The organism is Roseobacter sp. N2S, from assembly GCF_031454055.1.
In the GTDB taxonomy this organism is placed as follows: domain Bacteria; phylum Pseudomonadota; class Alphaproteobacteria; order Rhodobacterales; family Rhodobacteraceae; genus Amylibacter.
In genome coordinates this window covers 494,388-515,627 of record NZ_JAVDQB010000002.1, presented here as the reverse complement: position 1 = coordinate 515,627, position 21,240 = coordinate 494,388, and the positions used below count along the sequence as shown (strand labels likewise).

The window sequence follows — 21,240 nt, the reverse complement described above, 5'->3', positions numbered from 1 at the left end:
ACGTTTCCTTGCCGTCGTCAGGCCGATCCGATTCAATCGTCACGACCGGGTTCGTTTTCGTCATTTGAGAATAAGGCGATCTTGTTTCCCTGTGGGTCGCGAAGGTAGCCGACATAAAAATAGGGGCCATAAGAGTCGCGAAATCCAGGCTGGCCTTCGTTAAAGCCGCCAGCGGAAAGCGCAGCTGAATGAAGGTCGCGTACTTGCTGTTGATTGCGCGCTTCAAAGGCGATCATCGTGCCGTTTCCAGCCGAAGCGGGGCGTCCATCGAAGGTTGGTTTTACATAGAAATCCGGCAGAGCAACGGACTGGCCCTTTTGAAGGGGCAGCGCCCAGCTTAGCCCCTCGGCCCCTTCCTTTAGCCCATAGCCCAGTTCGGGCAGGAATGCCGCGTAAAAACGTTTCGCGCGGTCCATATCATCGGCTCCGACTGTAACATAGGCAATCATGCTGCTTGTTCCTTTTTCAGGCGATTGGGTATCCGTTAATATTCACAAACCGTTTCCCCCAATCTACCGCGGCAGCCTAAACGCCGCCTTCAACCCGCCCAGCTTTTCGCTGTCGCTCAGGTTCAAACTGCCGCCGTGACTGCGGGCGATATCGGCGGCGATTGCCAGCCCCAGCCCCACGCCAGATCCTTTGTTCTGGTTGCGCGCTGTGTCGAGACGGGCAAAGGGTTTGATTGCATCGTCGCGCTGGTCGGGGTGGATGCCGGGGCCGTTGTCTTCGACCACAAATTCCACAAAACCCGCGCCAGTGTAGACGCTGACCTCAATCCGGTCGCCGTATTTCAGGGCGTTGGACAGCAGGTTTGAAAGGGTGCGCTGCACGGCGGGGCGGCGCATTTTGACGGGTTGTGCGGCGTCCTCCGCCCCTTCGAATGTCAGGGTGATGTCGCGTCCGCTGCGGCTGGCATTGCTGACCACCTGTTCGGCCAGTGCGCGGGGAGAGACCATTTCGTCCTGTTCTTCACTGTCGCCTTTGGCAAAGGCCAGGAACTCGTTCAGGATTTCCTCCATCTCGTCCAGATCTTGCGCCATCAGGCGGGTGTCTCCGTCTGGTTGATCCAGCAAGGACAGGGACAATTTCAAGCGGGTGAGCGGCGTGCGCAGGTCGTGGCTGACCCCGGACAGCATCAAGGTGCGCTGCTCAATCTGCCGTTCAATCCGTGCGCGCATGGATAAAAACGCATTGGTTGCCGCGCGGACTTCGGAAGCGCCTCGGGGATACAGCGGTAACATCTGCCCCTTACCAAAAGCATCCGCTGCACGGGCCAAGCGGCGCACGGGGCTGATCTGGTTGCGCAAAAATGCAGCGGCAAGGGCCGTTAGAACCACAGCCGCAAGCACCATCGCCACTAGCAACTGGTGGGGGTTGGCCGCTGAAACGCGGTTGCGCGGAAAGCTGAAATCATAGGCTTTGCCATTGATTTCACACAGAACACTGACAAACCCTTTGGCGCTGTTCAGATCGACAACCCGCGCTTGGGGCACCATTTCATGCAAGGTTTCGATCACATAGCGGCCTGAAAAATCCAGACTGTCCTTTAACTGGTCCGGCGCGTTCAGGTCAGCATTGGGGGCAGGGGCCAGCGCAATTTGCAAATGGGCCGCTGTCAGCCGCGTGTTCTGATCCTGCGCCACCAATGAAATCAGGTGGTTCAGATCCAGCGACATGGATTGGGTCATCTGGCGGGTCACGTCTTGGAACAGCCGCTCTACAAACACGACGCCCACAACCACCTGAATCAACACGATCGGCACCGCGAGGATCAGAAAGGCACGTCCGAACAGGGAACGGGGCAGATAGGGCTTGAGCCATTTGTTAAACATCACCTAAAAAGTGTTACGTGCCACGCTGCGCCCGTGCAACCCAAAGCTGGAGACCCGTCCATGGCTGACCCGTTTGACCGCGATTATACCCCGCAAACCGGAACATTGGTGCAACTGACCCCTGATATTGGCGTGGTAACCGCCCCGAACGGCGGGCCGATGACGTTTACCGGCACCCAGACCTATGTGATCGGGACCGAGTCGCTGGCGATTGTTGACCCTGGTCCTGACAATGACGCCCATCTGGCAGCATTGCTGGCGGCGATCAACGGGCGGCCTGTCAGCCATGTGGTTGTGACCCACTCGCATATCGACCATTCGCCATTGTCTCGGCGTCTGTCCTTGGCCGTGGATGCGCCGGTGCTGGGGTTTGGTACGGCGAATCAAGGGCGCAGCCCCGTGATGGAACGCCTTGCCGCCCAAGGCGATCTGGGTGGGAATGAAGGCATTGATGCAGATTTCACCCCCGATGAACGGATCGCCGATGGCGCAGTGATCACGGGCGCAGGCTGGGCGCTGGAAGCAATCCACACGCCGGGGCATCTGTCCAACCACCTGTGTTTCGCGGTGCAAGGCACAGGCGCTGTACTGACGGGGGATCATGTGATGGGCTGGGCCACCACCATGGTATCGCCCCCTGACGGGGATTTGACCAGTTTCATGGCCTCAATGGAAAAAATGGCGGCGCGTAAGGGCGATTCTATCTACTTTCCGGGTCATGGCGGCGCGGTCAAAGACCCCGCAGCTATGGTCGCCCATCAGATTCGCCACCGCAAAACCCGCGAGTCGCAGATTCTGGCCAACCTTGGCACTGGTACCCCAGCCACAGCGCTGGGATTGGCCGAGTTAATCTATACAGACGTGGACCCGCGCCTGATCCCTGCCGCCGCACGCAATGTGTTTGCCCATCTGATCGACCTGTCAGAACGGAATTTAGTCACCCCTGACCGCCCGATTTCAGTGGAAACCGTGTTCAGTGCAAAATAATTCCAAACAGGCCAAAATGACTATGGACGCCCCAAATAGCCTTTGCTATACGCCCCTCACCGAAAGGTAAAAGTGTTCCGGCGTAGCTCAGTGGTAGAGCAGTTGACTGTTAATCAATTTGTCGTAGGTTCGACCCCTACCGCCGGAGCCAAATTTTCCCCATGAAAAAGCGGCTTTCCACGCTTGAAGATGGCCCCAAAAAAAACTAAGCCCTGTTTATGAGAACGATAACAACGACTGAACAGCTGGCAGAGTTTTGTGCCCATTGCGCCACATTCGACTACGTCACACTCGACACCGAATTCCTTCGGGAACGCACCTATTATTCCAAACTTTGCCTGATTCAGATGGCCCATCCGGGGACAGGGGACGAAGGCGCGGTTTTGATTGATGTGCTGGAACCCGAATTGTCGCTTGATCCGCTGTATGCGCTGTTTCAGGACGAAAGCGTTGTGAAAGTGTTTCACGCGGCGCGGCAGGATCTGGAAATTTTCTTTGTGGATCGCCAGATTTTCCCGAAACCGTTTTTTGACACGCAGGTTGCTGCGATGGTTTGCGGTTTTGGCGAGCAGGTGGGCTATGAAACTCTGGTGCGCAAGATCGCCAAGGCGCAATTGGATAAATCCTCGCGGTTTACCGATTGGTCGGCGCGGCCTTTGTCGGACAAGCAAAAGAATTATGCGCTGGGCGATGTGACCCATCTGCGCGAGATTTACGAGTTTCTTGCGCGTAAGTTGAAACAGACCAAACGCACGTCATGGGTTGAAGAAGAAGTTGAAATTCTGATCAATCCGGACACCTATAATGCCAATCCTGACGACGCCTGGAAGCGGCTGAAAACACGTAGCAATTCGCGGCGTTTTCTGGCGACAGTGCAAGAGCTGGCCAAATTCCGCGAAATCTATGCGCAGCAGCGCAATATTCCGCGCAATCGGGTCTATAAAGACGATGCCCTGATGGAAGTGGCTGCAACCCGTCCCAAAGCGCTCGCCGATCTAAATGGTTCGCGTCTGTTGTTGCGGGAAGCCCGCAAAGGCAGCATTGGTGAGGGTATTCTGGCCGCTGTAAAAGCCGCTGATGCCATCCCGAGTGAAAACCTGCCCGTTGTTGAAAAAGTCCGCCAGCGCCCGCAGGGCAGCGAAGGCTTGGCGGATTTGCTGCGTGTTTTGCTTAAGGCCAAAGCTGAAGAAGCAGGCGTGGCCCAAAAACTGATCGCCAATGCGTCCGATCTGGATGATATTGCGGCGGGTGTGGGCGGGGACAGCGTGTTTCGCGGCTGGCGTCATGAAGTCTTTGGCGCGGATGCCAAAGATCTGTGTGACGGCAAAGTGGCCTTATCTGCCAATGGCAGCAGCGTAAAAATCGTACATCTGTAAGGTGGTTTGATCCGGATTGCCGGTGCAATCCGGTTGTTCGCTTATGGTTAAACGCTGTGTGCGTTTAACGCTTTAGGCTGATCTGGTTCTGGCGTGCCACCACCCGAATAGAGTTCGCTGCGTTCAATTTCTGTTCGGAAATAAAGATCCCCACGTCAATTTCACGGGAATGTTCGCTTAGAACATTTGTCTGGAACTGAGGCTCTTTGGCGCGAAATTCTAATGTCAGAACCCCGTTTTCATCAGGTTTCAGGTCTGTGGGGCTGAACAATTTGGCATTGTAATAGCCTTGGCGTGGGGCCACGCCGCGCGCACGGATGATTGCGCCGCCTCTGGCACGTTCGAATTTTGCTTCTTTTACAACGCTGATAAGCCCCGGTGTGCTGATTGCTGCCGCTGCGTCGGCGCGTTTGTCGGCACGGTTACGCCGTCCGAACAGGCTGGAACCGCCAAAGCTGCCAGCGGAATTGGCACTGCCAGAGGAACCCGCACTGCCAGCTGATCCGGCGCTTCCTGCACTGCTGCCCGCGCTATTGCCCAGACCACAAGAAGACACCATGCCAACCACAAAAAATGCGCATACAAGTTTTTTCATCTGCCGACCCCGTTTTGTTGGCCAATAGTTAGCTAAAACAGGTTTCAAAGAAAAGGCCCGAGTGACGCGGTGTCGAATTATTGGTGGACCTGATCGGATGTGCGACATAGGTAACGCCTTAGGAATAACGCAGGAATGGTTAATAATGACTGAAGAATTTCAGGAAATTGTGGAAACGTTTGAATTTCTGGACGATTGGGAAGATCGCTATCGCCATGTGATCGAACTGGGTAAAGCGATGCCGCCGCTTGACGAAGCCTTTCAGGTCGATGCGACCAAAGTGGACGGATGCGCGTCGCAGGTCTGGATTGTGCCGAAAATAGACGGGCAGGGGCCGGATGCGATTTTCCGCTTTCAGGGGGAAAGCGACGCGATGATTGTACGCGGGCTGATCGCCATTCTGCTGGCGCTGTTTAACAACGTTCGTTTGCAAGATGTGGTCGACACAGATGCCGCCGCCGCTTTTGCCCAACTGGGGCTGGATCAACACCTTTCTGCCCAACGTTCCAATGGCTTGCGGGCGATGATCGTGCGTATCCAATCTCTGGCTCAGCAAAACATCGCGTCAAATTCATAATCGTTATGTTTAGAAAGAGTTTGCGCCTGTGCAGTCCTTGTGACACGGAGGCGTAAGCCGACTATTTCGGTCGCGCGCGGAGCATTATATGTCTGAAAAACTACAGAAACTTCTGGATACCCAAGGCTGGATCCTGACCGATGGCGCAACAGGGACGAACCTGTTCAACATGGGGTTGGAAGCTGGCGAAGCCCCTGAAATGTGGAACGAATGGCACCCCGACCGGATTGCCAAACTGTATCAGGGTGCCGTGGATGCGGGTTCGGATATGTTTTTGACCAACAGTTTTGGCGGCAATGCGGCGCGTTTGAAGCTGCATAATGCGCAAAGCCGCGCGCGGGAATTGTCACGGATTGCCGCTGAAATTGGCCGTGAAGTGGCTGATAAAGCGGGCCGTGACGTGATTGTTGCAGGGTCTATGGGGCCGACGGGCGACATTATGCTGCCAGTTGGCACGCTGTCCCACGCCGATGCGGTTGAAATCTTTGAAGAACAAGCTGTGGGCCTGATGGAAGGCGGTGCGGATGTTCTTTGGGTTGAAACCATTTCCGCCCCCGAAGAATACGCCGCCGCAGCAGAAGCCATTGGCAATATCGGCGCGCCTTGGTGTGGTACCATGAGCTTTGACACGGCTGGACGCACCATGATGGGGATGACGTCAAACGGTATGGTCGACATGATCAAAGCCATGGAAAACAAGCCCTTTGCGTTCGGTGCAAACTGCGGGGTCGGGGCGTCTGATCTGCTGCGCACCATTCTGGGCATGGCTGCGGCCGAGCCTGATCGTCCTTTGATTGCCAAAGGCAATGCCGGGATTCCGAAATACGTGGATGGTCACATTCACTATGACGGCACGCCAACCTTAATGGCGGATTATGCGGTTCTGGCACGGGATTGTGGCGCGTCGTTCATCGGCGGTTGTTGTGGCACGATGCCGGAACATCTGGCAGCCATGCGTAAATCTCTGGAATCCACGCCCAAGGGCGAAACACCGGACCTTTCTGTGATTGCAGAGCGGATGGGCGCGTTTTCATCAGTGGATGATGGCACGGCCGGACCATCGGGGGAGCCACGCGCACGGCGGCGTCGGCGCGACTAACAAGTCTGCAAATGATATGAACGGTCGGAATGTGAAACGCATGTGTCGCTATTCTTGCAGAATGAAAAGCCTCTGCGCTTAAACGTGGTTGTATAGTCACCTTATTCTAGGTGCTGAAATTAATGGGATTTTGCCAAATGTCTGACGAAGAAGACGAAATCATCCTGTCCGAGCTGAGCGACGACGAGCTTGTGCTACAAATGCACGATGATCTCTATGATGGCCTGAAAGAGGAAATCGAAGAGGGCGTCAACATTTTGCTGGGCCGTGGCTGGCAGCCGTATGACGTGCTGACCAAAGCCTTGGTCGAAGGTATGCGCATCGTGGGTATCGATTTCCGCGATGGTATCCTGTTCGTGCCAGAGGTACTTTTGGCGGCAAATGCGATGAAGGGTGGCATGTTTATCCTGAAACCATTGCTGGCTGAAACCGGCGCGCCCCGTTTGGGCAATATGGTGATTGGCACGGTCAAAGGCGATATCCACGATATCGGCAAAAACCTTGTCACCATGATGATGGAAGGCGCGGGATTCGAGGTCAAAGACCTTGGCATCAACAACCCCGTTGAAAACTACATCGAGGCGCTGGAAACTGGTGAATTCGATATTCTGGGAATGTCTGCCCTGCTGACAACAACCATGCCTTATATGAAAGTTGTGATCGACACGATGATCGAAAAAGGCATGCGCGACGACTTTACCGTTCTGGTTGGCGGTGCGCCGCTGAACGAAGAGTTCGGTAAGGCCATCGGTGCGGATGCCTATTGCCGCGATGCGGCTGTTGCTGTGGAAACCGCCAAAGAATTCATGGCGAAGAAGCACAACATGATGACTGCGTAGCGCGCTATGCTGGTTGATGATGTTACATTAACCGAAGACGGATTGGATGCGCGCGGGGCCGACCCTGCGCGCATTCTTGTTTTGGCGTGCGGTGCATTGGCGCGGGAAATTCTGGCCCTGTTCAAACTGAACAAATGGGACCATATGGACCTGACCTGCTTGCCTGCCAAGCTGCATCTTTATCCCGATAAAATCACCGACGAGGTGGTTAAGGCCGTGGAAAAGCATCGGGACAGCTACAGCCAGATATTTGTTGCTTATGCGGATTGCGGCACAGGCGGGCTGTTACAGGCAAAATGTGATGAGCTTGGCGTGGAAATGATCGCAGGCCCCCATTGCTATTCGTTTTTTGAAGGAAATGAGGCTTTTGCCGATGGCGCCGAAGACGAAATCACGGCGTTTTATCTGACCGACTTTCTGGTCAAACAGTTCGACGCCTTCGTCTGGAAACCGATGGGGCTGGATCGTCACCCGCAACTGCGTGACATGCTTTTTGGCAATTACACCAAGATGATCTATCAGGCGCAAACCAATGATCCTGCCCTTGATGCCAAGGCACAGGCCTGCGCGGATAAGCTGGGCTTGCCACTGGAACGCCGCTTTACGGGGTATGGCGATCTGCAAGTGGCGTTAAGCAAACTTCCAGCCAAAGGCTGAACGCGCAGCCCTTGGCAGTTTTGTGTGGCGGTATTGCTTAGCGGGTCATCCCACGTAATTGCTGCGGCTTAACCCGTATTTCGCCATTTTTTCGTTCAATGTACGGCGGGGCAGGGACAGTTCTTCCATCACAGATTGGATAGACCCTTTGTGGCGCCGCATGGTGTTGTCGATCAACATGCGTTCAAAGGCTTCAACGTATTCTTTCAGGGGTTTGCCTTCGGAAATAACGTCAGGGGTGGGTTCTGAAGCGTCATCCATCAGCAGATTGGCGATGGAATAGCTGCCGCGACGGTGTTGTAACACCGCGCGTTCGGCCAGATTGATCAACTGACGGATGTTGCCGGGCCACGGCGCTTGCAGCAGTTGTGCGGCGTCTTTGGCCGATACATCCGGGCCTTCACAGCCGTATTCATCTGCAAAGGTTTCCACGTAGCGGTTGAACAGATTCAAAATATCCTCCCCGCGCGAGCGCAATGGCGGCGGGGTGATTTGCATGGCCGCCAGACGGAAGAACAGGTCCTGACGGATGGAATCCTCTAGCGGGGTGTTGGGATCGGGTTCATTGGAAATCGCGATGATCCGCAAAGGCGATGTGTCTGCCCCGCGGTCATGGTCTTCGAGTGCGCCAATCAGACGGGCCTGAACCGACGCGGGCAGGCTTTCCACGTCTTCCAGACACAGCGTCCCGCCAAGCGAAGCTTCCAGTGCAGGGGTGCCGTCATCCATCGGGCCAAACAGGCGGCGGGCCAGTTCTTCTTCGGTAAAGGCGGCGCAGTTCAGCATGATGAATTTCTTGCCCTGCCGTGGCCCACAAGCATGCAGCGCATGGGCGATCAGGCTTTTGCCCGTACCGGTTTCACCAGACACCAGAATATGCCCGTCGGCCTGCGCCAGATCGAGGATATCCTCGCGCAGCCGTTCCATAATCGGGCTGGAGCCCATCAATTTGCGCAGCAATACCGTGCCATCGGACAGTTCACGGCGCAGGGTGCGGTTGTCCAGCGTCAGGCGGCGGGTGTGTACCGCGCGTTTGGTCAACTCGGCCATCCGTTCAGGATCAAAGGGTTTTTCAAGAAAGTCATAGGCCCCGATGCGCATGGCCTCAACCGCCATGGACACGTCGCCGTGGCCTGTGATCATGATAACGGGCAGTTGGTTGTCGATGCTTTGCAGCCGCTTCAGAAAAGTGATCCCATCCATGCCGGGCATCTTAATATCCGAGATGAAAATCCCCGGAAAATCCCCGTCGGTGTTTTTCAAAGCCTCTTCCGCGCTGGAAAAGGTTTGGGTGCGGTAGCCTGACAGGGTCAACCATTGGGAAATGCTTTCGCGCATATCCTGTTCGTCGTCCACAATCGCGATAGTCATCTGTTCTGCCATGGGGCTCTCTATTCTGCTGCCTGTGTCTTAATCTGTGATTTATCTAGTTCGGGTAGCCAAAACTCAAATACCGCGCCACCAGATTGTGCATTACGAGCAATAAGTCGCCCACCGAGGTCTTTGGCAATGCCCGAGGAAATCGCCAAGCCAAGGCCAACACCGTCGCCGGGTTTTTTGGTGGTGTAAAACGGTTCAAACAATTCATCGAGGTTTTCAATACCCTGACCGTTGTCTTCCACCGATAGTTTGATGGTGCTGCCACCTGTCAGGGTGATTTCAATGCGGCGGTCTTCTTGCAGTTTGGTCGCATCAAGCGCATTGCGCAGCAGGTTTACGATCACCTGTTCCACGCGCACTCGATCCGCCAGAACCATCACAGGATCCTGGGGCAGGGTGGTGACAATTTCCACCTTCATCTGGCTGAGCTGCGGCGACATCATCGACAAAGACGCATTGGCCGCATCGCGCATATCCACCGCAATCAGGTCATCTCCGCCTTTGCGGGCATATGATTTCAACTGTTTGGTAATGGACCCCATCCGTTCGATCAGATCGTCAATCCGCTGGAAAGACGACATGGCTTCGGCGGGGCGGCGGCGTTGCAACAGCAGTTTCGCGCCCGCTAGATAGGTGCGCATGGCGGCAAGAGGCTGGTTCAATTCATGGCTGACCGCCGCAGACATTTCCCCCAAAGCCGCCAGTTTGGACGATTGCGCAAGGCTTTGCTCGGCCACCTCCAGGTCTTTTTCCACCCGTTCCCGCTCGGCGATTTCATTTTGCAAACGCTCGTTCAAGGCGCGCAATTCGCGGCTTTCGGCCTGAAACAGGAAAGATTGTCGGATGGCGCGGCGGGACAGATAGTAAAATCCTAAAGCGGTCACAATCGCCAACACCATCAGTTCCAGCGCCAGTACCGCATTGACCCGCGCACGGACCTCTTCAAAGGAAGCAAGGTAACTTAACTTCCAGCCCTGAAACGGAATTTTCTGATCCAGCCGGAACAAGGGCTGGCCCTGAAAATTGGCGTTCACTACCGTCTGGTTCCAATCCCCCGTGGCCCGCCACGCCCGTTCCACAGGCGATAGGGCAGGTTGGTTGGCAAGGGCTGCCTCTAGGGTTTGGTGACGGAACTGGCGTTCGGTGCTTAGGATGATAATGCCCTGACTATCGGACACAAAAATGATGCTGTCTTGGGTGGACCAGCGGTCAAACAACTGGTCCAGGTCCACCTCAATCAGGATAACGCCAACGGTTTCTTTCTGGCTTTGCATCTTGCGCGAATAATAGAAGCCAAGTGCGCCTTCTTTGACGCCCGAAGTGGTGAATACCGTATCCGGAGAGCGTAAAGCCTCAATGAAAAAGGTGGATTCGCGCAGGACAGTGCCCAGTTCACGCCGGTCCGAGGCGGCCACGATCCGCCCTGAATCGTCCAGCAGAACAATAGATTTCGCGCCGATTTCATCTTTGTAGGAAATCAATCGTTGGGACGTGCCGACAAAATCAGAGGTGTTTAGCGCGGCAATCAACGTCGGGTCGCGCGACAACAGCAGTGGTACTACTGAATTGCGATGTAATTCACTGACCAGACGGCCGGAATATAGGGTCATCTGTTCTTCGGCATCCGCACGGGTCGCCTCGGAAAACCGCTGGGTGAAATACAGATTGGACAGCCAGATCACCACACCCGTGGCCACCAGAAAAACGAGCACACCGACGCGAAGCATCCAATGGCTGCGCCCGCGAGGTTCTGGCGTGGTTGTGTTCATCGGGCCAATCTAGGCCGCAGCGCACGTTTGCTCAAGCATTGCTTGCGGTTCAGGCAGAAACCAGCGCATCGGCGATGCCTTCAAAGAAACGTACCCCGTCAGTACCGCCAAGCAGCGCGTCATTGCGCCGTTCGGGGTGGGGCATCATGCCCAGAACCCGTTTGTTGGCTGACAAAATGCCTGCAATGTCATCCATCGCGCCATTCGGGGTGTTGACGTATTTAAACGCAATGCGATCATCCCCCGCCAGCCGTTTAAGGGTTTCAGGGTCTGCGGAATAATTGCCATCATGGTGGGCCACAGGCACGGTCACGACCTCGCCTTTTTTATAGCGGGCCGTGAAGGGAGACGCTGTGGTTTCTACCCGCAGGTCCACGTCTTTGCAGATGTATTTCAGCCCTGCATTGCGCATCAAAACACCCGGCAGCAGGCCGGATTCGGTCAGGATTTGAAAGCCGTTGCACAGGCCAAAGACATAGCCGCCCTTATTGGCGAAATCCACAACCGCGTCCATGATCGGGGACCGCGCGGCAATGGCGCCGCAGCGCAGATAATCGCCAAAGGAAAAGCCGCCCGGAATACCAATCACGTCCAACCCTGTGGGCAGGTCCGCGTCTTTGTGCCAGACCATGGAAACATTCTGTGCGCCACCTGCCACATTGGCCAGGGCCACAGCCATATCCCGATCACAGTTTGAACCGGGAAACTGGATAACCGCCGCGCGCATCAGAGAATCTCTACCGAGTAGTTTTCGATCACAGTATTGGCCAGCAACTTGTCACACATCAGTTTTACACTGGCTTCGGCGGCGGCTTTGTCGGTTTCAGCCAGATCCAGCTCGATCACTTTGCCTTGGCGCACGTCATTGACACCCTCAAAGCCAAGCGCCCCGAGCGAATGGGCAACAGCAGCCCCTTGCGGGTCAAGAACACCGTTTTTCAGGGTAACGTGAACACGAGCTTTCATCAGGGGAATCCTTTGGCCAAGAGGTATGGCGGCGTGATAGCGCCAAGCCGCGTTTGAAGCAAGAGGAACGGGTGTCGCGGCGGGATTATCAGGCTTTTGGTTTTCGGCGGGGGCAGCGCAGGGGCTGTGGGTGGTGTGCGGGCGGATCGTAATCCGCCCGAAAGGGACGTTATTTCGGGATTGTCCCGAAACGCCTTAGTTCACCAGTTTTGGGCCTTCGGTCACGTTGTTCGTGGGCATCAGACCCAAACGACGCGCAACTTCGGTATAGGCGTCTGCCAGATCACCAAGATCACGGCGGAACACGTCTTTGTCCAGTTTCTGACCGGTTTTCATATCCCACAAACGACAGCTGTCAGGGGAAATTTCATCGGCAACCACAAGGCGCTGGTAATCGCCTTCGAACTGGCGGCCGATTTCGATTTTGAAATCCACCAGTTTGATGCCAACCCCATACATCAGACCTGACATAAAATCGTTCACCCGCAGGGCGATGGCGACCATGTCGTCCAGATCTTGCTGGCTGGCCCAGTTAAACGCAAGGATATGTTCTTCGGAGACCAGTGGATCGCCCAGAGCATCGTCTTTGTAGCAGAATTCCACAATAGGGCGGGGCAGTTGTGTGCCTTCTTCAATGCCAAGCATTTTGGACAAAGACCCAGCCGCCACATTGCGCACGATGATTTCCAGCGGGATGATTTCAACCTGATGGCACAATTGTTCGCGCATGTTCAGGCGTTTGATAAAGTGGTTCGGAATACCCAGCGCGGTCAAACCGTTCATGAAATATTCACACAGACGATTGTTCAACACGCCTTTGCCTTCGATCACGTCTTTCTTCTGGGCGTTAAAAGCAGTCGCATCATCTTTGTAATACTGCACGATGGTTCCCGGCTCTGGGCCTTCGTACAGGATTTTTGCTTTGCCTTCGTAAATTTTTGTGCGTCGGGCCATTGTGGGTTCCATCGTATGGGGCCAAGTTTGCTTGCTCTATAGGGTTTGTTGGCAAAAGCAGCAAGCGGTTTGGCCCCGCCCAGCCGCGGTGTTTCCGCACGTTTCGGGGATTCGGGGGCTATGTTGGCAGGATAAATGCATTTTGTTCCTTATTCCCTAAAGACTAAAATCGCTTAGTGGTTCCAATTCGCAATGGGGCACCCTAAATTACACATTACGGCATTCACAAGGAGACACCGGCAATGAGCACATTTGATAACCGTGAGAAGGCGTTCGAGAATAAATTCGCCCATGACGCGGAAATGCAATTCCGCGCCGAGGCCCGTCGCAACAAGCTGTTGGGTCTTTGGGCGGCAGATCTGTTGGGCAAAACTGGCGATGAGGCTGCGGCTTATGCGGCGGAAGTTGTAAAGTCCGATTTTGAAGAAGCAGGCGACGAAGACGTTTATCGCAAGGTTTCTGGCGATTTGGGCGCAGCGGCGGATGAAGCCACCATTCGTGCACAGATGGAGGCTTTGAAAATTCAGGCCAAAGCTGAAATTATGACCGAAATCAAAGCCTGAGAAATCAACGTGGTCCCGATTGTTTCAAAGGGAACACTGCGGTTTTTGATTTAGATACTGCACAAAATTAGGCCTCAGCTGAAAAAGCTGAGGCCTATTTATTAACAAAAAGTCGATATAAGCGACACAACACGCCAGCCACTGAAGCCCAATTCCTCGAAAGTCAGTCACCCGACCCCCAACACCGACTGAAAATAAGTCTGCCTAAAAAGGTATGCCTTAAAGGTATACTTTGTTGGGGTTGGAATAAGTGATGAAAGTCACACTTTCTTGATATATTTATCAAGTAGTATAAAATTAACCCGCCTCTTCGGTAGAAAAGGCGGGTTATTGAGACTTTTTTATTTGCGCTGTCTTTAATCGGGTGTTGGCCCGTTAAGAATCAATCTTTGAAAACACGCTTGAAAATCGTGTCTACGTGCTTGGTATGATAGCCCAGATCGAATTTTTCTTCGATTTCTTCCGCAGATAATGCGGCCAGAACTTCATCATCACCCAGCAGTTCCGTCTTGAAATCTTTACCTTCTTCCCAAACCTTCATGGCATTGCGTTGCACCAGCTTGTAACTGTCCTCACGCGAGACGCCCGCTTGGGTCAGGGCCAGCAGAACCCGCTGAGACATAACCAGCCCGCTGAATTTATTCATGTTGGCCAGCATGTTTTCTGGATAGATCAGCATCTTGTCGATCACGCCAGTCAGTCGGTTCAGCGCAAAATCAAGCGTAATTGTCGTGTCCGGCCCGATGGCCCGTTCAACGCTGGAATGGGAAATATCCCGCTCGTGCCACAGGGTTACGTTTTCCATCGCGGGGATCACGGCCATCCGCACGGTGCGGGCCAGACCCGTCAGGTTTTCCGTCAGGATCGGGTTTTTCTTATGGGGCATGGCAGATGACCCTTTTTGTCCCGCCGAGAAGAATTCAGCCCCTTCCAACACTTCGGTGCGCTGCATGTGGCGCACTTCGGTTGCAATGTTTTCAATCGAACTGGCAATCAGGCCAAGTGCGGCAAAGAAGGCCGCGTGACGATCGCGCGGGATCACTTGGGTGCTGATCGGTTCTGGTGTCAGGCCCAACTGGGCACAAACATGTTCTTCAACCGCGGGATCAACGTTGGCAAATGTGCCAATCGCACCGGAAATTGCACCGGTCGAGATTTCTTCCCGCGCGGTTTTCATCCGGCGCAGGTTGCGATCCATTTCAGCGTAGAAGCGCGCAAAAGTCAGGCCCATGGTGGTGGGTTCTGCATGAATGCCGTGGCTGCGGCCAACCCGAACCGTGTCTTTATGTTCAATGGCGCGGCGTTTCAGGGCCGCCAGCAAAGCCTCGACGTCCTTGATCAGAATGTCGGATGCCCGCACCAACTGCACGTTGAAGCAGGTGTCCAGAACGTCGGATGATGTCATGCCTTGGTGCACAAACCGGGCTTCGTCGCTGCCCACATGTTCGGCCAGATGGGTCAGAAAGGCGATGACATCGTGTTTGGTCACAGCTTCGATTTCGTCAATGCGGGCCACGTCAAATTCAACGTCTTTGGCTTTCCAGACCGCTTCGGCGTTTTCGCGGGGAATGACACCGATGTTGGCCATCGCATCACAGGCGTGGGCTTCGATTTCATACCAGATTTTGAATTTCGTTTCCGGAGACCAAATGGCGACCATTTCAGGGCGGGAATAACGTGGAATCATCTGGGAAGCGTCCTTTTCGACAGGCTAAAGCAAATACGGTCAGATTGGGGCGGTTTAGACCGAGATGTGCCAAGAAACAAGCGCGTGAGGTGTCGCAGAAGGAAATGTGCAAAAGCGGGGGGACTGCGCTTGGCAAAGCGGTGCTGCCAAGCGCATCCGGGGTTACGGTTTTGGGGCTTGGGGGGCGTGGCAGACCGCCTCGATGTTGTTGCCGTCGGGGTCGCGTACAAAGGCCCCGTAATAGTGTTCATGATAATGCGGGCGCGGGCCGGGCTTGCCATTGTCCGTGCCCCCAGCAGCGATGGCGGCGGCGTAAAACGCGTCCACTTGGGCGTGGTCAGCGGCGCTAAAAGCGAAATGCAGGGGCGGTTTTTGCACGCCGTTTTCGCTGATCCAGAAGCTGGGGCTTTTGATGCCAAAGCCACCGACTTTCATGCCATTGGTATGTTCTGGTGGGACTTGCATCAAAAAGCTGGCGTTCAATGGGGCCAGTGCGGCTTGATAAAACGATTTGGCGGCGTCGAAATCCGAAACGCTGATGCCTGAGTGGTCGATCATGGGATGCTCCTGTCTGGGGTTATGATCCGATTTTAACCGAGGCGTGCTGACAAATAGTGGCAGCAGTCAATCGGGGCTGTTTGGTTGCCAAACAGTCTGGGAAGCGATTAAATCGGCGGCAGTGATTGGCAGATTGAATGAATGTGGGGTTGGATTTGCAAACGGAATTTCTGCTGCTGGCGCTGTTGTGTGTGGTGATCCTTTGGGCGCTGTCCGCGGCGCGCCTTAACCGCACGGTCATCACCCTGCCGATGATTTTTACCGCCGTTGGCTTTGCCATGACCATCCCAATTGGCCTGCTGGCCGAGGGGCCTGACCTGATGCGGATCGCCCGTGTGGTGGCCGAGGTGACGCTGATAATCGTGCTGTTTGCCGATGCCAGCCATTTCCGGTTCCAGAACCTTGCCGCCAGTGTGGTCTTACCCCTGCGGATGTTGGTGATCGGCATGCCGCTGACCATCGCGTTAGGCACGTTGGTGGCTTATGCGATAACCCCGTCTGGCAGTTGGGCGGTGGCCTTGCTGACGGCGGCAGTTTTAACCCCGACAGATGCGGCGCTGGGGGCCAGTGTTGTGGGGTCCAAAGACCTGCCCGCGCGGTTGACCCAAACCATCAATGTGGAAAGCGGTCTGAACGACGGGCTGGCGCTGCCGTTTGTGCTGTTTGGTGCGATTATGGCGGGTATGGGGGCGGGCGATGCCGATCACATCCTGCAAACCGCAATCTTGCAAGTGACTTTAGGCCCGCTGGCGGGGGCTTTTGCGGGGTGGGGCATTGCAGCGGCGATGAACCGTGCGCAGCAGTATGGGTGGGCCAATGACAGCAGCGAAGCGATTGTCTTTCTGGCCACCGCCTTTGCCGCCTATCTGCTGGCCACAGCCATTGGCGGCAACGGGTTTATCGCGGCTTTTGTGGCGGGGGCGGTGTTTGGCAATGTCTACCGCTATGACACGCTGTTCATAACCGAATTTATGGAAAGTCAGGGTCAGTTGGTTACCATTGCTGCCTTTGTGATCTTTGGCGCGGTGCTGCTGCCTGTGGGCATAGCCCATATCAGCCTTGTAGCCTGCGCTATTGCCGTGCTTTTCCTGACCGTTGTACGGATGCTGCCGATTTACCTGTCGCTGGTTGGCACAAGAACCACCCTGCGTGAACGTTTGTTTCTGGGCTGGTTTGGTCCGCGCGGACTAGCCTCTGTCCTGTTTGCGCTGCTGGTGGTGGATGAATATGACATCCCCTACGAGTCAGAGCTGCAAGCCTGTGTGGTGGTCACAGTGTTTCTGTCTATTCTGGTTCACGGCATTTCATCCGCACCGCTGGCCCGCGCCTTTACGGGAAAGGATCAGCGTCCCTCGGGGCCGGAATAGGCCCGTTCCACCTTGGCCACGCGCAGGGTGTAATAGTCGTACCATCTTTCACGGCCCAGCTTTTGCGCCAGCAGATGCTCGGACAGTTGTTTCCAGTTTTTCAACGCGGCTTCATCCGCCCAGTAAGATACGGTAATGCCGAGACCGGCCTCATCGCGGGTGGTTTCGACGCCCAGATAGCCGGGTTGTTGTGCGGCCAACCCGGCCATTTTGTCGGCCATCGCCCCGTAGCCCGCATCCGCGCCCGTGCGTTGGGCGGTGAAAATCACCGCATAATAAGGCGGGTCGGGCAGGGGGGCGAAGCGGCTCATCCGCAGTAAATCCGTGTGATGGCGCCGGTTTCGCCAATCAGGAAGTTCAGGCGCCCTGCGTTATAATCCATCGTCACCGCTGAATTATGCGGGATAACGCGGGTGTTTCCGGTCAGCCCCATTACCTGCAAGGTGGTTTGGGATTTACCCACAAGATATTGCAGCTCTTGTGCTTGGCAGTTCAGCCTGTCGCGCGCCGAAGACTGGACTTTTGGCATGGACAGCGGCTGCGGGTTCTCGTGCTGGCAAGCAGCAAGCATCACGGCAGCAAGGGGGATCAGATAGATTTTCATGAAGACTTGGTAGCCCTTGCACGCAAAAGGCACAAGAGATCACAACAGGATTTACGGGCCAGATTTCAGGTCTGGCCCGATGGGCTGTTTTCGCCCTAATTCACCGCTATTCGGCTGCGATTTTGATCACTGGTTCCATCTGATCCAGCCAGTTCTGTGCCAGATGGCATTTGATTTGTTGGCTACCAGCCAGATCGCGCATGGGGGGAACCTCGGTTTCGCACAGGTTGTTTGGCACGTTGACCTTGTGATTGCAGCGGGTCTGGAATGGGCAGCCGGAGGGCGGGTTCATGGCCGAAGGGATATCCCCGTCCAGCACGATCCGTTTCTTTTGCACACTGGTATCGGCAATAGGCACGGCAGATAACAACGCCTCTGTATAGGGGTGATAGGGCGGGGAGAAGACCTCTTCTGTGGTGCCCATTTCCACCACATGGCCCAGATACATCACCATCACCCGATCCGCCAGATAGCGCACAATGGACAGATCATGGCTGATGAACAGCAGCGTGGTTTTATTCTCGCGCTGGATTTCCATCAACAGATCGGTCACGGCGGCCTGCACCGAAACATCCAGCGCTGACACGGGTTCATCTGCCACAACGATCTGCGCCGACCCTGCAAAAGCGCGCGCAATGCCGACCCGTTGTTTCTGCCCGCCAGACAGTTGACGGGGCATCCTATCTGCAAAGGCGCGGGGCAGTTTCACCAGATCAAGCAGTTCCAACATCCGCTGGCGGCGATCCGCAGGGGTGTCGCCCACCTTAAAGATTTCCAACGCGCGGATGATCTGGCTGCCCACGGTCATGGACGGGTTCAGCGTGTCAAACGGGTTTTGAAAGACCATCTGGATCGACGACACGGTTTTGGTATCGCGCCCTTCGATTGGCAGGTTTTCGATGTTATCGCCATTCAGCGTGACTGTGCCGTCGGTGGCGGTTTCCAGCCCCATCAACACTTTGGCCAGCGTGGACTTCCCGCAACCGGATTCCCCCACAATGGCCAGCGTTTCGCTTTCGCGCGCTTCAAAAGACAGGGTTTCATTGGCCTTCACCACCCGTACATCGCCACCTCCGAAAATGGCATTGGCAGCCACTTCGTAGTATTTTTTCAGGTTATCCACCTTAAGAACCACTTTGCCCGGTTCCGTCTTGGCAGAGTTATCCCCTGCCACCAGCGGGGCTTTCCAGTCGATTTCGCGCACCTTCAGACAACGGCTTTCGTGACGGTCGCGCCCGCCGCCTTCTACCGGGTCCATCATGATCTGGCCTTTGTTGCAGCGGCCTTTTTCAAAGTAATCACAGCGCGGGCCAAAGTTACAGCCGCTTGGCCGTTCATGGGGCAGGGGGAAATTGCCCGGAATCGCCACGAGGGGGGCGGCATTTTTATCCGCACCGGGCAGCGGGATCGAACGGAACAGCGCCTGCGTATAGGGGTGGCGCATTTTGTCAAAAACATCTTCGATAGAGCCGGTTTCCACTGCCTCGCCCGAATACATCACGCACAGGCGGTCACAGGTATCCAGCACCAGCCCCAGATTGTGCGAAATGAACAGCATAGATGTGCCATATTTTTCGCCCAGACCTTTGACCAGATCAACGATCCCCGCTTCAACTGTCACATCCAGCGCGGTTGTGGGTTCGTCCAAAATCAGCAAGGAGGGTTTGGACATCAACGCCATAGCAATGACAATGCGCTGTTGTTGCCCGCCAGACAGTTGGTGGGGGTAGCTGTCCAAGATCCGCTCTGGATCGGGCAGTTTCACATCGGTCACCACCTCTATCGCCATTTTACGGGCCACCGCTTTGGATACACCCTCATGGATAATCGGCACTTCCATCAACTGCTGTCCAATGCGCATGGCAGGGTTCAGGGACGCCATCGGTTCCTGATAAATCATCGCGATTTCAGAGCCGCGCAGGTCGCGTAGCTCTTCCTCGGACATTTCATTCAGATTGCGGCCTTTGAATTTGATGGTGCCGCCGACGATCTCGCCGTTTTTGCCAAGGTCTTGCATTACCCCAAGGGCAACGGTGGATTTGCCACAGCCACTTTCGCCGACCAACCCCATGGCTTCTCCCGGCATGACGGTGGTGGAAAAATCCATCACCGCCGGAATTTCGCCTGCGCGGGTGAAAAACGAAATCGACAGGTTCTCGATTTCAAGAATTGGGCCGTCATAATCCCATTTTGCCATTCCGGTAACTCCCTTAATCTTTCAGTGATTGTTCGCGCAGGCCATCGGCCAGCAGGTTCAACCCCAGCACCATAGACATCAGTGCAAGGGCAGGGATCAGGGCGGGGTAGGGTGTCAGGCTCAGCAGTTTGCGCCCTTCATTGATGGTGGACCCCCAGTCCGGACTTTCGGGTGACAGGCCAAGGCCGAAGAAGCCCAAAGTCCCCAAAAGGATGGTAGTATAGCCAATGCGCAGGCAGAAATCCACGATCAGCGGGCCACGGGCGTTGGGCAGGATTTCCCACAGCATGATGTACCAAGGGCCTTCGCCGCGGGTTTGAGCGGCGGCTACGTAATCCCGCGTCTGGATGTCCATCGCAAGGCCGCGCACAATACGGTAAACCGTGGGCGAGTTCACAAACACCACCGATACAAAGATATTCAGCAGGTTCGGGTCCATGCCTAAAATCCCCAACGGATCGGCGTTGAAGGTCAGGCCGGAATACATCCACGCCCCCAGCAGCAGCACGCCAATCACCAGAATATTGCGCAGCTTGGGCTGGGTGAAAAAACGCGACTGAAACAGGATCAACAAAAAGACGATAGGGAACAAAAACAGGATGGCAGCCAGCAGGTTGGGTATGGACGTAACCCAAGTTTTGCCGCCCCATATTTGAATTTCCGTCCCCGCAGCGCGGATTTCCGGTGTGACCAGCAGGTAAAACAGCAGGATCACAGGGAATGCCAGCACTAGGTTCGCAAGAAAAGACAGAACCGTGTCTGTGCGCCCGCCGAAATATCCCGCAGGCAGGCCCAACGTGATGCCGACCATAAAGGCAAACAACGTGGCTGTTGGTGCGATAATCAGCACGATCTGCGATCCTGCCACCATGCGGGAAAACACATCCCGTGCAAGGTTGTCACCGCCAAACAGGTACCATTGGAAATCGCCTGCTTCCGCGCCGCGTAGTGGCGTGCCGGGCGCTTTGAATTTCATACCCGATGCCGTTTCCAAAGCCGCATGAGTCATAATTGAATCCGCGAAAATCGCTGTTAGCACCCAAAACAACACCAGCGCAAAGCCTGCCATGCCGATGGGGCTGTCAAACAGCTTGCCGTATAAGCCTGTTTTGGTCTTGGTCATGATCGACAGCGCAAAGATGACCAGCATTCCGACCCAAACAGGCAGGAATTGTTGCAACACATGCCCAAGGATTTGAAGGGATGAGAGAGGTTCCATAGATGTAATCCCTT

The 21,240-nt window shown here is 55.2% G+C and carries 22 protein-coding genes and 1 tRNA gene; 9 read left to right on the top strand and 14 right to left on the bottom strand.

Going from position 1 to position 21,240, the window contains the following annotated elements; translation table 11 throughout:
• Positions 1-32: 32 nt before the first annotated feature.
• Together GGE09_RS08265 and GGE09_RS08260 are read right to left on the bottom strand one after the other, a co-directional pair.
• Positions 33-449, bottom strand: coding sequence for a VOC family protein (locus tag GGE09_RS08265; RefSeq protein ID WP_309745631.1), 417 nt, complete (start codon positions 447-449; stop codon positions 33-35).
• Between the two features lie 63 nt (positions 450-512).
• The gene (locus tag GGE09_RS08260) at positions 513-1,832 is read right to left on the bottom strand and encodes an ATP-binding protein (protein WP_309745630.1); all 1,320 of its coding nucleotides are present in this window, start codon (positions 1,830-1,832) and stop codon (positions 513-515) included.
• 60 nt (positions 1,833-1,892) lie between these two features.
• Here GGE09_RS08260 and GGE09_RS08255 point away from each other — a divergent pair, with 60 nt between their 5' ends.
• From GGE09_RS08255 to rnd, 3 genes are all read left to right on the top strand, one after another.
• Positions 1,893-2,819 carry an MBL fold metallo-hydrolase gene (locus GGE09_RS08255; RefSeq protein ID WP_309745629.1) on the top strand — a complete coding sequence of 309 codons (927 nt, stop codon included), beginning with the start codon at positions 1,893-1,895 and terminating at the stop codon, positions 2,817-2,819.
• 76 nt (positions 2,820-2,895) lie between these two features.
• Positions 2,896-2,970, top strand: a tRNA-Asn gene (locus tag GGE09_RS08250).
• 67 nt (positions 2,971-3,037) lie between these two features.
• Complete coding sequence (gene rnd, locus GGE09_RS08245) at positions 3,038-4,195, top strand: ribonuclease D (protein ID WP_309745628.1); 1,158 nt, start codon at positions 3,038-3,040, stop codon at positions 4,193-4,195.
• Positions 4,196-4,259: 64 nt separating this feature from the next.
• On the opposite strand, the gene GGE09_RS08240 is transcribed toward rnd, so the two are convergent.
• Positions 4,260-4,790: a hypothetical protein gene (locus GGE09_RS08240; RefSeq protein WP_309745627.1), complete on the bottom strand. Its 531-nt coding sequence runs from the start codon at positions 4,788-4,790 to the stop codon at positions 4,260-4,262.
• 142 nt (positions 4,791-4,932) lie between these two features.
• Here GGE09_RS08240 and GGE09_RS08235 point away from each other — a divergent pair, with 142 nt between their 5' ends.
• The 4 genes from GGE09_RS08235 to GGE09_RS08220 all read left to right on the top strand — a co-directional run bounded on the left by GGE09_RS08235 (position 4,933) and on the right by GGE09_RS08220 (position 7,962).
• Positions 4,933-5,367, top strand: a complete 435-nt coding sequence (locus GGE09_RS08235) for a SufE family protein (protein WP_309745801.1) — start codon at positions 4,933-4,935, stop codon at positions 5,365-5,367.
• An 88-nt stretch (positions 5,368-5,455) separates the two neighbouring features.
• Entirely contained in the window at positions 5,456-6,466 is a 1,011-nt protein-coding gene (gene bmt, locus GGE09_RS08230; RefSeq protein WP_309745626.1) for a betaine--homocysteine S-methyltransferase, read from the top strand.
• 137 nt (positions 6,467-6,603) lie between these two features.
• Positions 6,604-7,305: a B12-binding domain-containing protein gene (locus tag GGE09_RS08225; RefSeq protein WP_309745625.1), complete on the top strand. Its 702-nt coding sequence runs from the start codon at positions 6,604-6,606 to the stop codon at positions 7,303-7,305.
• Positions 7,306-7,311: 6 nt separating this feature from the next.
• The gene (locus GGE09_RS08220; RefSeq protein ID WP_309745624.1) at positions 7,312-7,962 is read left to right on the top strand and encodes a DUF1638 domain-containing protein; all 651 of its coding nucleotides are present in this window, start codon (positions 7,312-7,314) and stop codon (positions 7,960-7,962) included.
• 45 nt (positions 7,963-8,007) lie between these two features.
• On the opposite strand, the gene GGE09_RS08215 is transcribed toward GGE09_RS08220, so the two are convergent.
• The 5 genes from GGE09_RS08215 to purC form a co-directional block, all read right to left on the bottom strand.
• On the bottom strand, positions 8,008-9,345 hold the full coding sequence (locus GGE09_RS08215) for a sigma-54 dependent transcriptional regulator (RefSeq protein WP_309745623.1): 1,338 nt from the start codon (positions 9,343-9,345) through the stop codon (positions 8,008-8,010).
• 8 nt (positions 9,346-9,353) lie between these two features.
• Positions 9,354-11,111, bottom strand: coding sequence for an ATP-binding protein (locus GGE09_RS08210; protein ID WP_309745622.1), 1,758 nt, complete (start codon positions 11,109-11,111; stop codon positions 9,354-9,356).
• A gap of 49 nt (positions 11,112-11,160) precedes the next feature.
• Positions 11,161-11,838: a phosphoribosylformylglycinamidine synthase subunit PurQ gene (gene purQ / locus GGE09_RS08205; protein ID WP_309745621.1), complete on the bottom strand. Its 678-nt coding sequence runs from the start codon at positions 11,836-11,838 to the stop codon at positions 11,161-11,163.
• On the bottom strand, positions 11,838-12,077 hold the full coding sequence (gene purS, locus GGE09_RS08200) for a phosphoribosylformylglycinamidine synthase subunit PurS (RefSeq protein WP_309745620.1): 240 nt from the start codon (positions 12,075-12,077) through the stop codon (positions 11,838-11,840). The genes purQ and purS overlap by 1 nt, the downstream gene beginning before the upstream one ends.
• A gap of 195 nt (positions 12,078-12,272) precedes the next feature.
• Positions 12,273-13,031: a phosphoribosylaminoimidazolesuccinocarboxamide synthase gene (purC, locus tag GGE09_RS08195; protein WP_309745619.1), complete on the bottom strand. Its 759-nt coding sequence runs from the start codon at positions 13,029-13,031 to the stop codon at positions 12,273-12,275.
• 242 nt (positions 13,032-13,273) lie between these two features.
• On the opposite strand from purC, the gene GGE09_RS08190 reads away from it, so the two are divergent.
• Positions 13,274-13,594: a DUF1476 domain-containing protein gene (locus GGE09_RS08190; RefSeq protein WP_309745618.1), complete on the top strand. Its 321-nt coding sequence runs from the start codon at positions 13,274-13,276 to the stop codon at positions 13,592-13,594.
• Between the two features lie 382 nt (positions 13,595-13,976).
• Here GGE09_RS08190 and purB read toward each other — a convergent pair whose 3' ends face one another.
• Complete coding sequence (purB, locus tag GGE09_RS08185; RefSeq protein WP_309745617.1) at positions 13,977-15,281, bottom strand: adenylosuccinate lyase; 1,305 nt, start codon at positions 15,279-15,281, stop codon at positions 13,977-13,979.
• Positions 15,282-15,443: 162 nt separating this feature from the next.
• Positions 15,444-15,839 (bottom strand): VOC family protein, encoded by a 396-nt coding sequence (locus GGE09_RS08180; RefSeq protein ID WP_309745616.1) that lies wholly within the window; start codon positions 15,837-15,839, stop codon positions 15,444-15,446.
• Positions 15,840-15,994: 155 nt separating this feature from the next.
• Here GGE09_RS08180 and GGE09_RS08175 point away from each other — a divergent pair, with 155 nt between their 5' ends.
• Positions 15,995-17,206, top strand: a complete 1,212-nt coding sequence (locus GGE09_RS08175) for a sodium:proton antiporter (protein ID WP_309745615.1) — start codon at positions 15,995-15,997, stop codon at positions 17,204-17,206.
• Here GGE09_RS08175 and GGE09_RS08170 read toward each other — a convergent pair.
• The 4 genes from GGE09_RS08170 to GGE09_RS08155 form a co-directional block, all read right to left on the bottom strand.
• Entirely contained in the window at positions 17,182-17,517 is a 336-nt protein-coding gene (locus tag GGE09_RS08170) for an antibiotic biosynthesis monooxygenase (protein WP_309745614.1), read from the bottom strand. The genes GGE09_RS08175 and GGE09_RS08170 overlap by 25 nt on opposite strands.
• Positions 17,514-17,810, bottom strand: coding sequence for an I78 family peptidase inhibitor (locus tag GGE09_RS08165; RefSeq protein ID WP_309745613.1), 297 nt, complete (start codon positions 17,808-17,810; stop codon positions 17,514-17,516). Before GGE09_RS08165 ends, GGE09_RS08170 begins: the two co-directional genes overlap by 4 nt.
• Positions 17,811-17,916: 106 nt before the next feature.
• On the bottom strand, positions 17,917-20,007 hold the full coding sequence (locus tag GGE09_RS08160) for an ABC transporter ATP-binding protein (protein WP_309745612.1): 2,091 nt from the start codon (positions 20,005-20,007) through the stop codon (positions 17,917-17,919).
• A gap of 13 nt (positions 20,008-20,020) precedes the next feature.
• Entirely contained in the window at positions 20,021-21,226 is a 1,206-nt protein-coding gene (locus GGE09_RS08155) for an ABC transporter permease (RefSeq protein WP_309745611.1), read from the bottom strand.
• Positions 21,227-21,240: the final 14 nt, after the last annotated feature.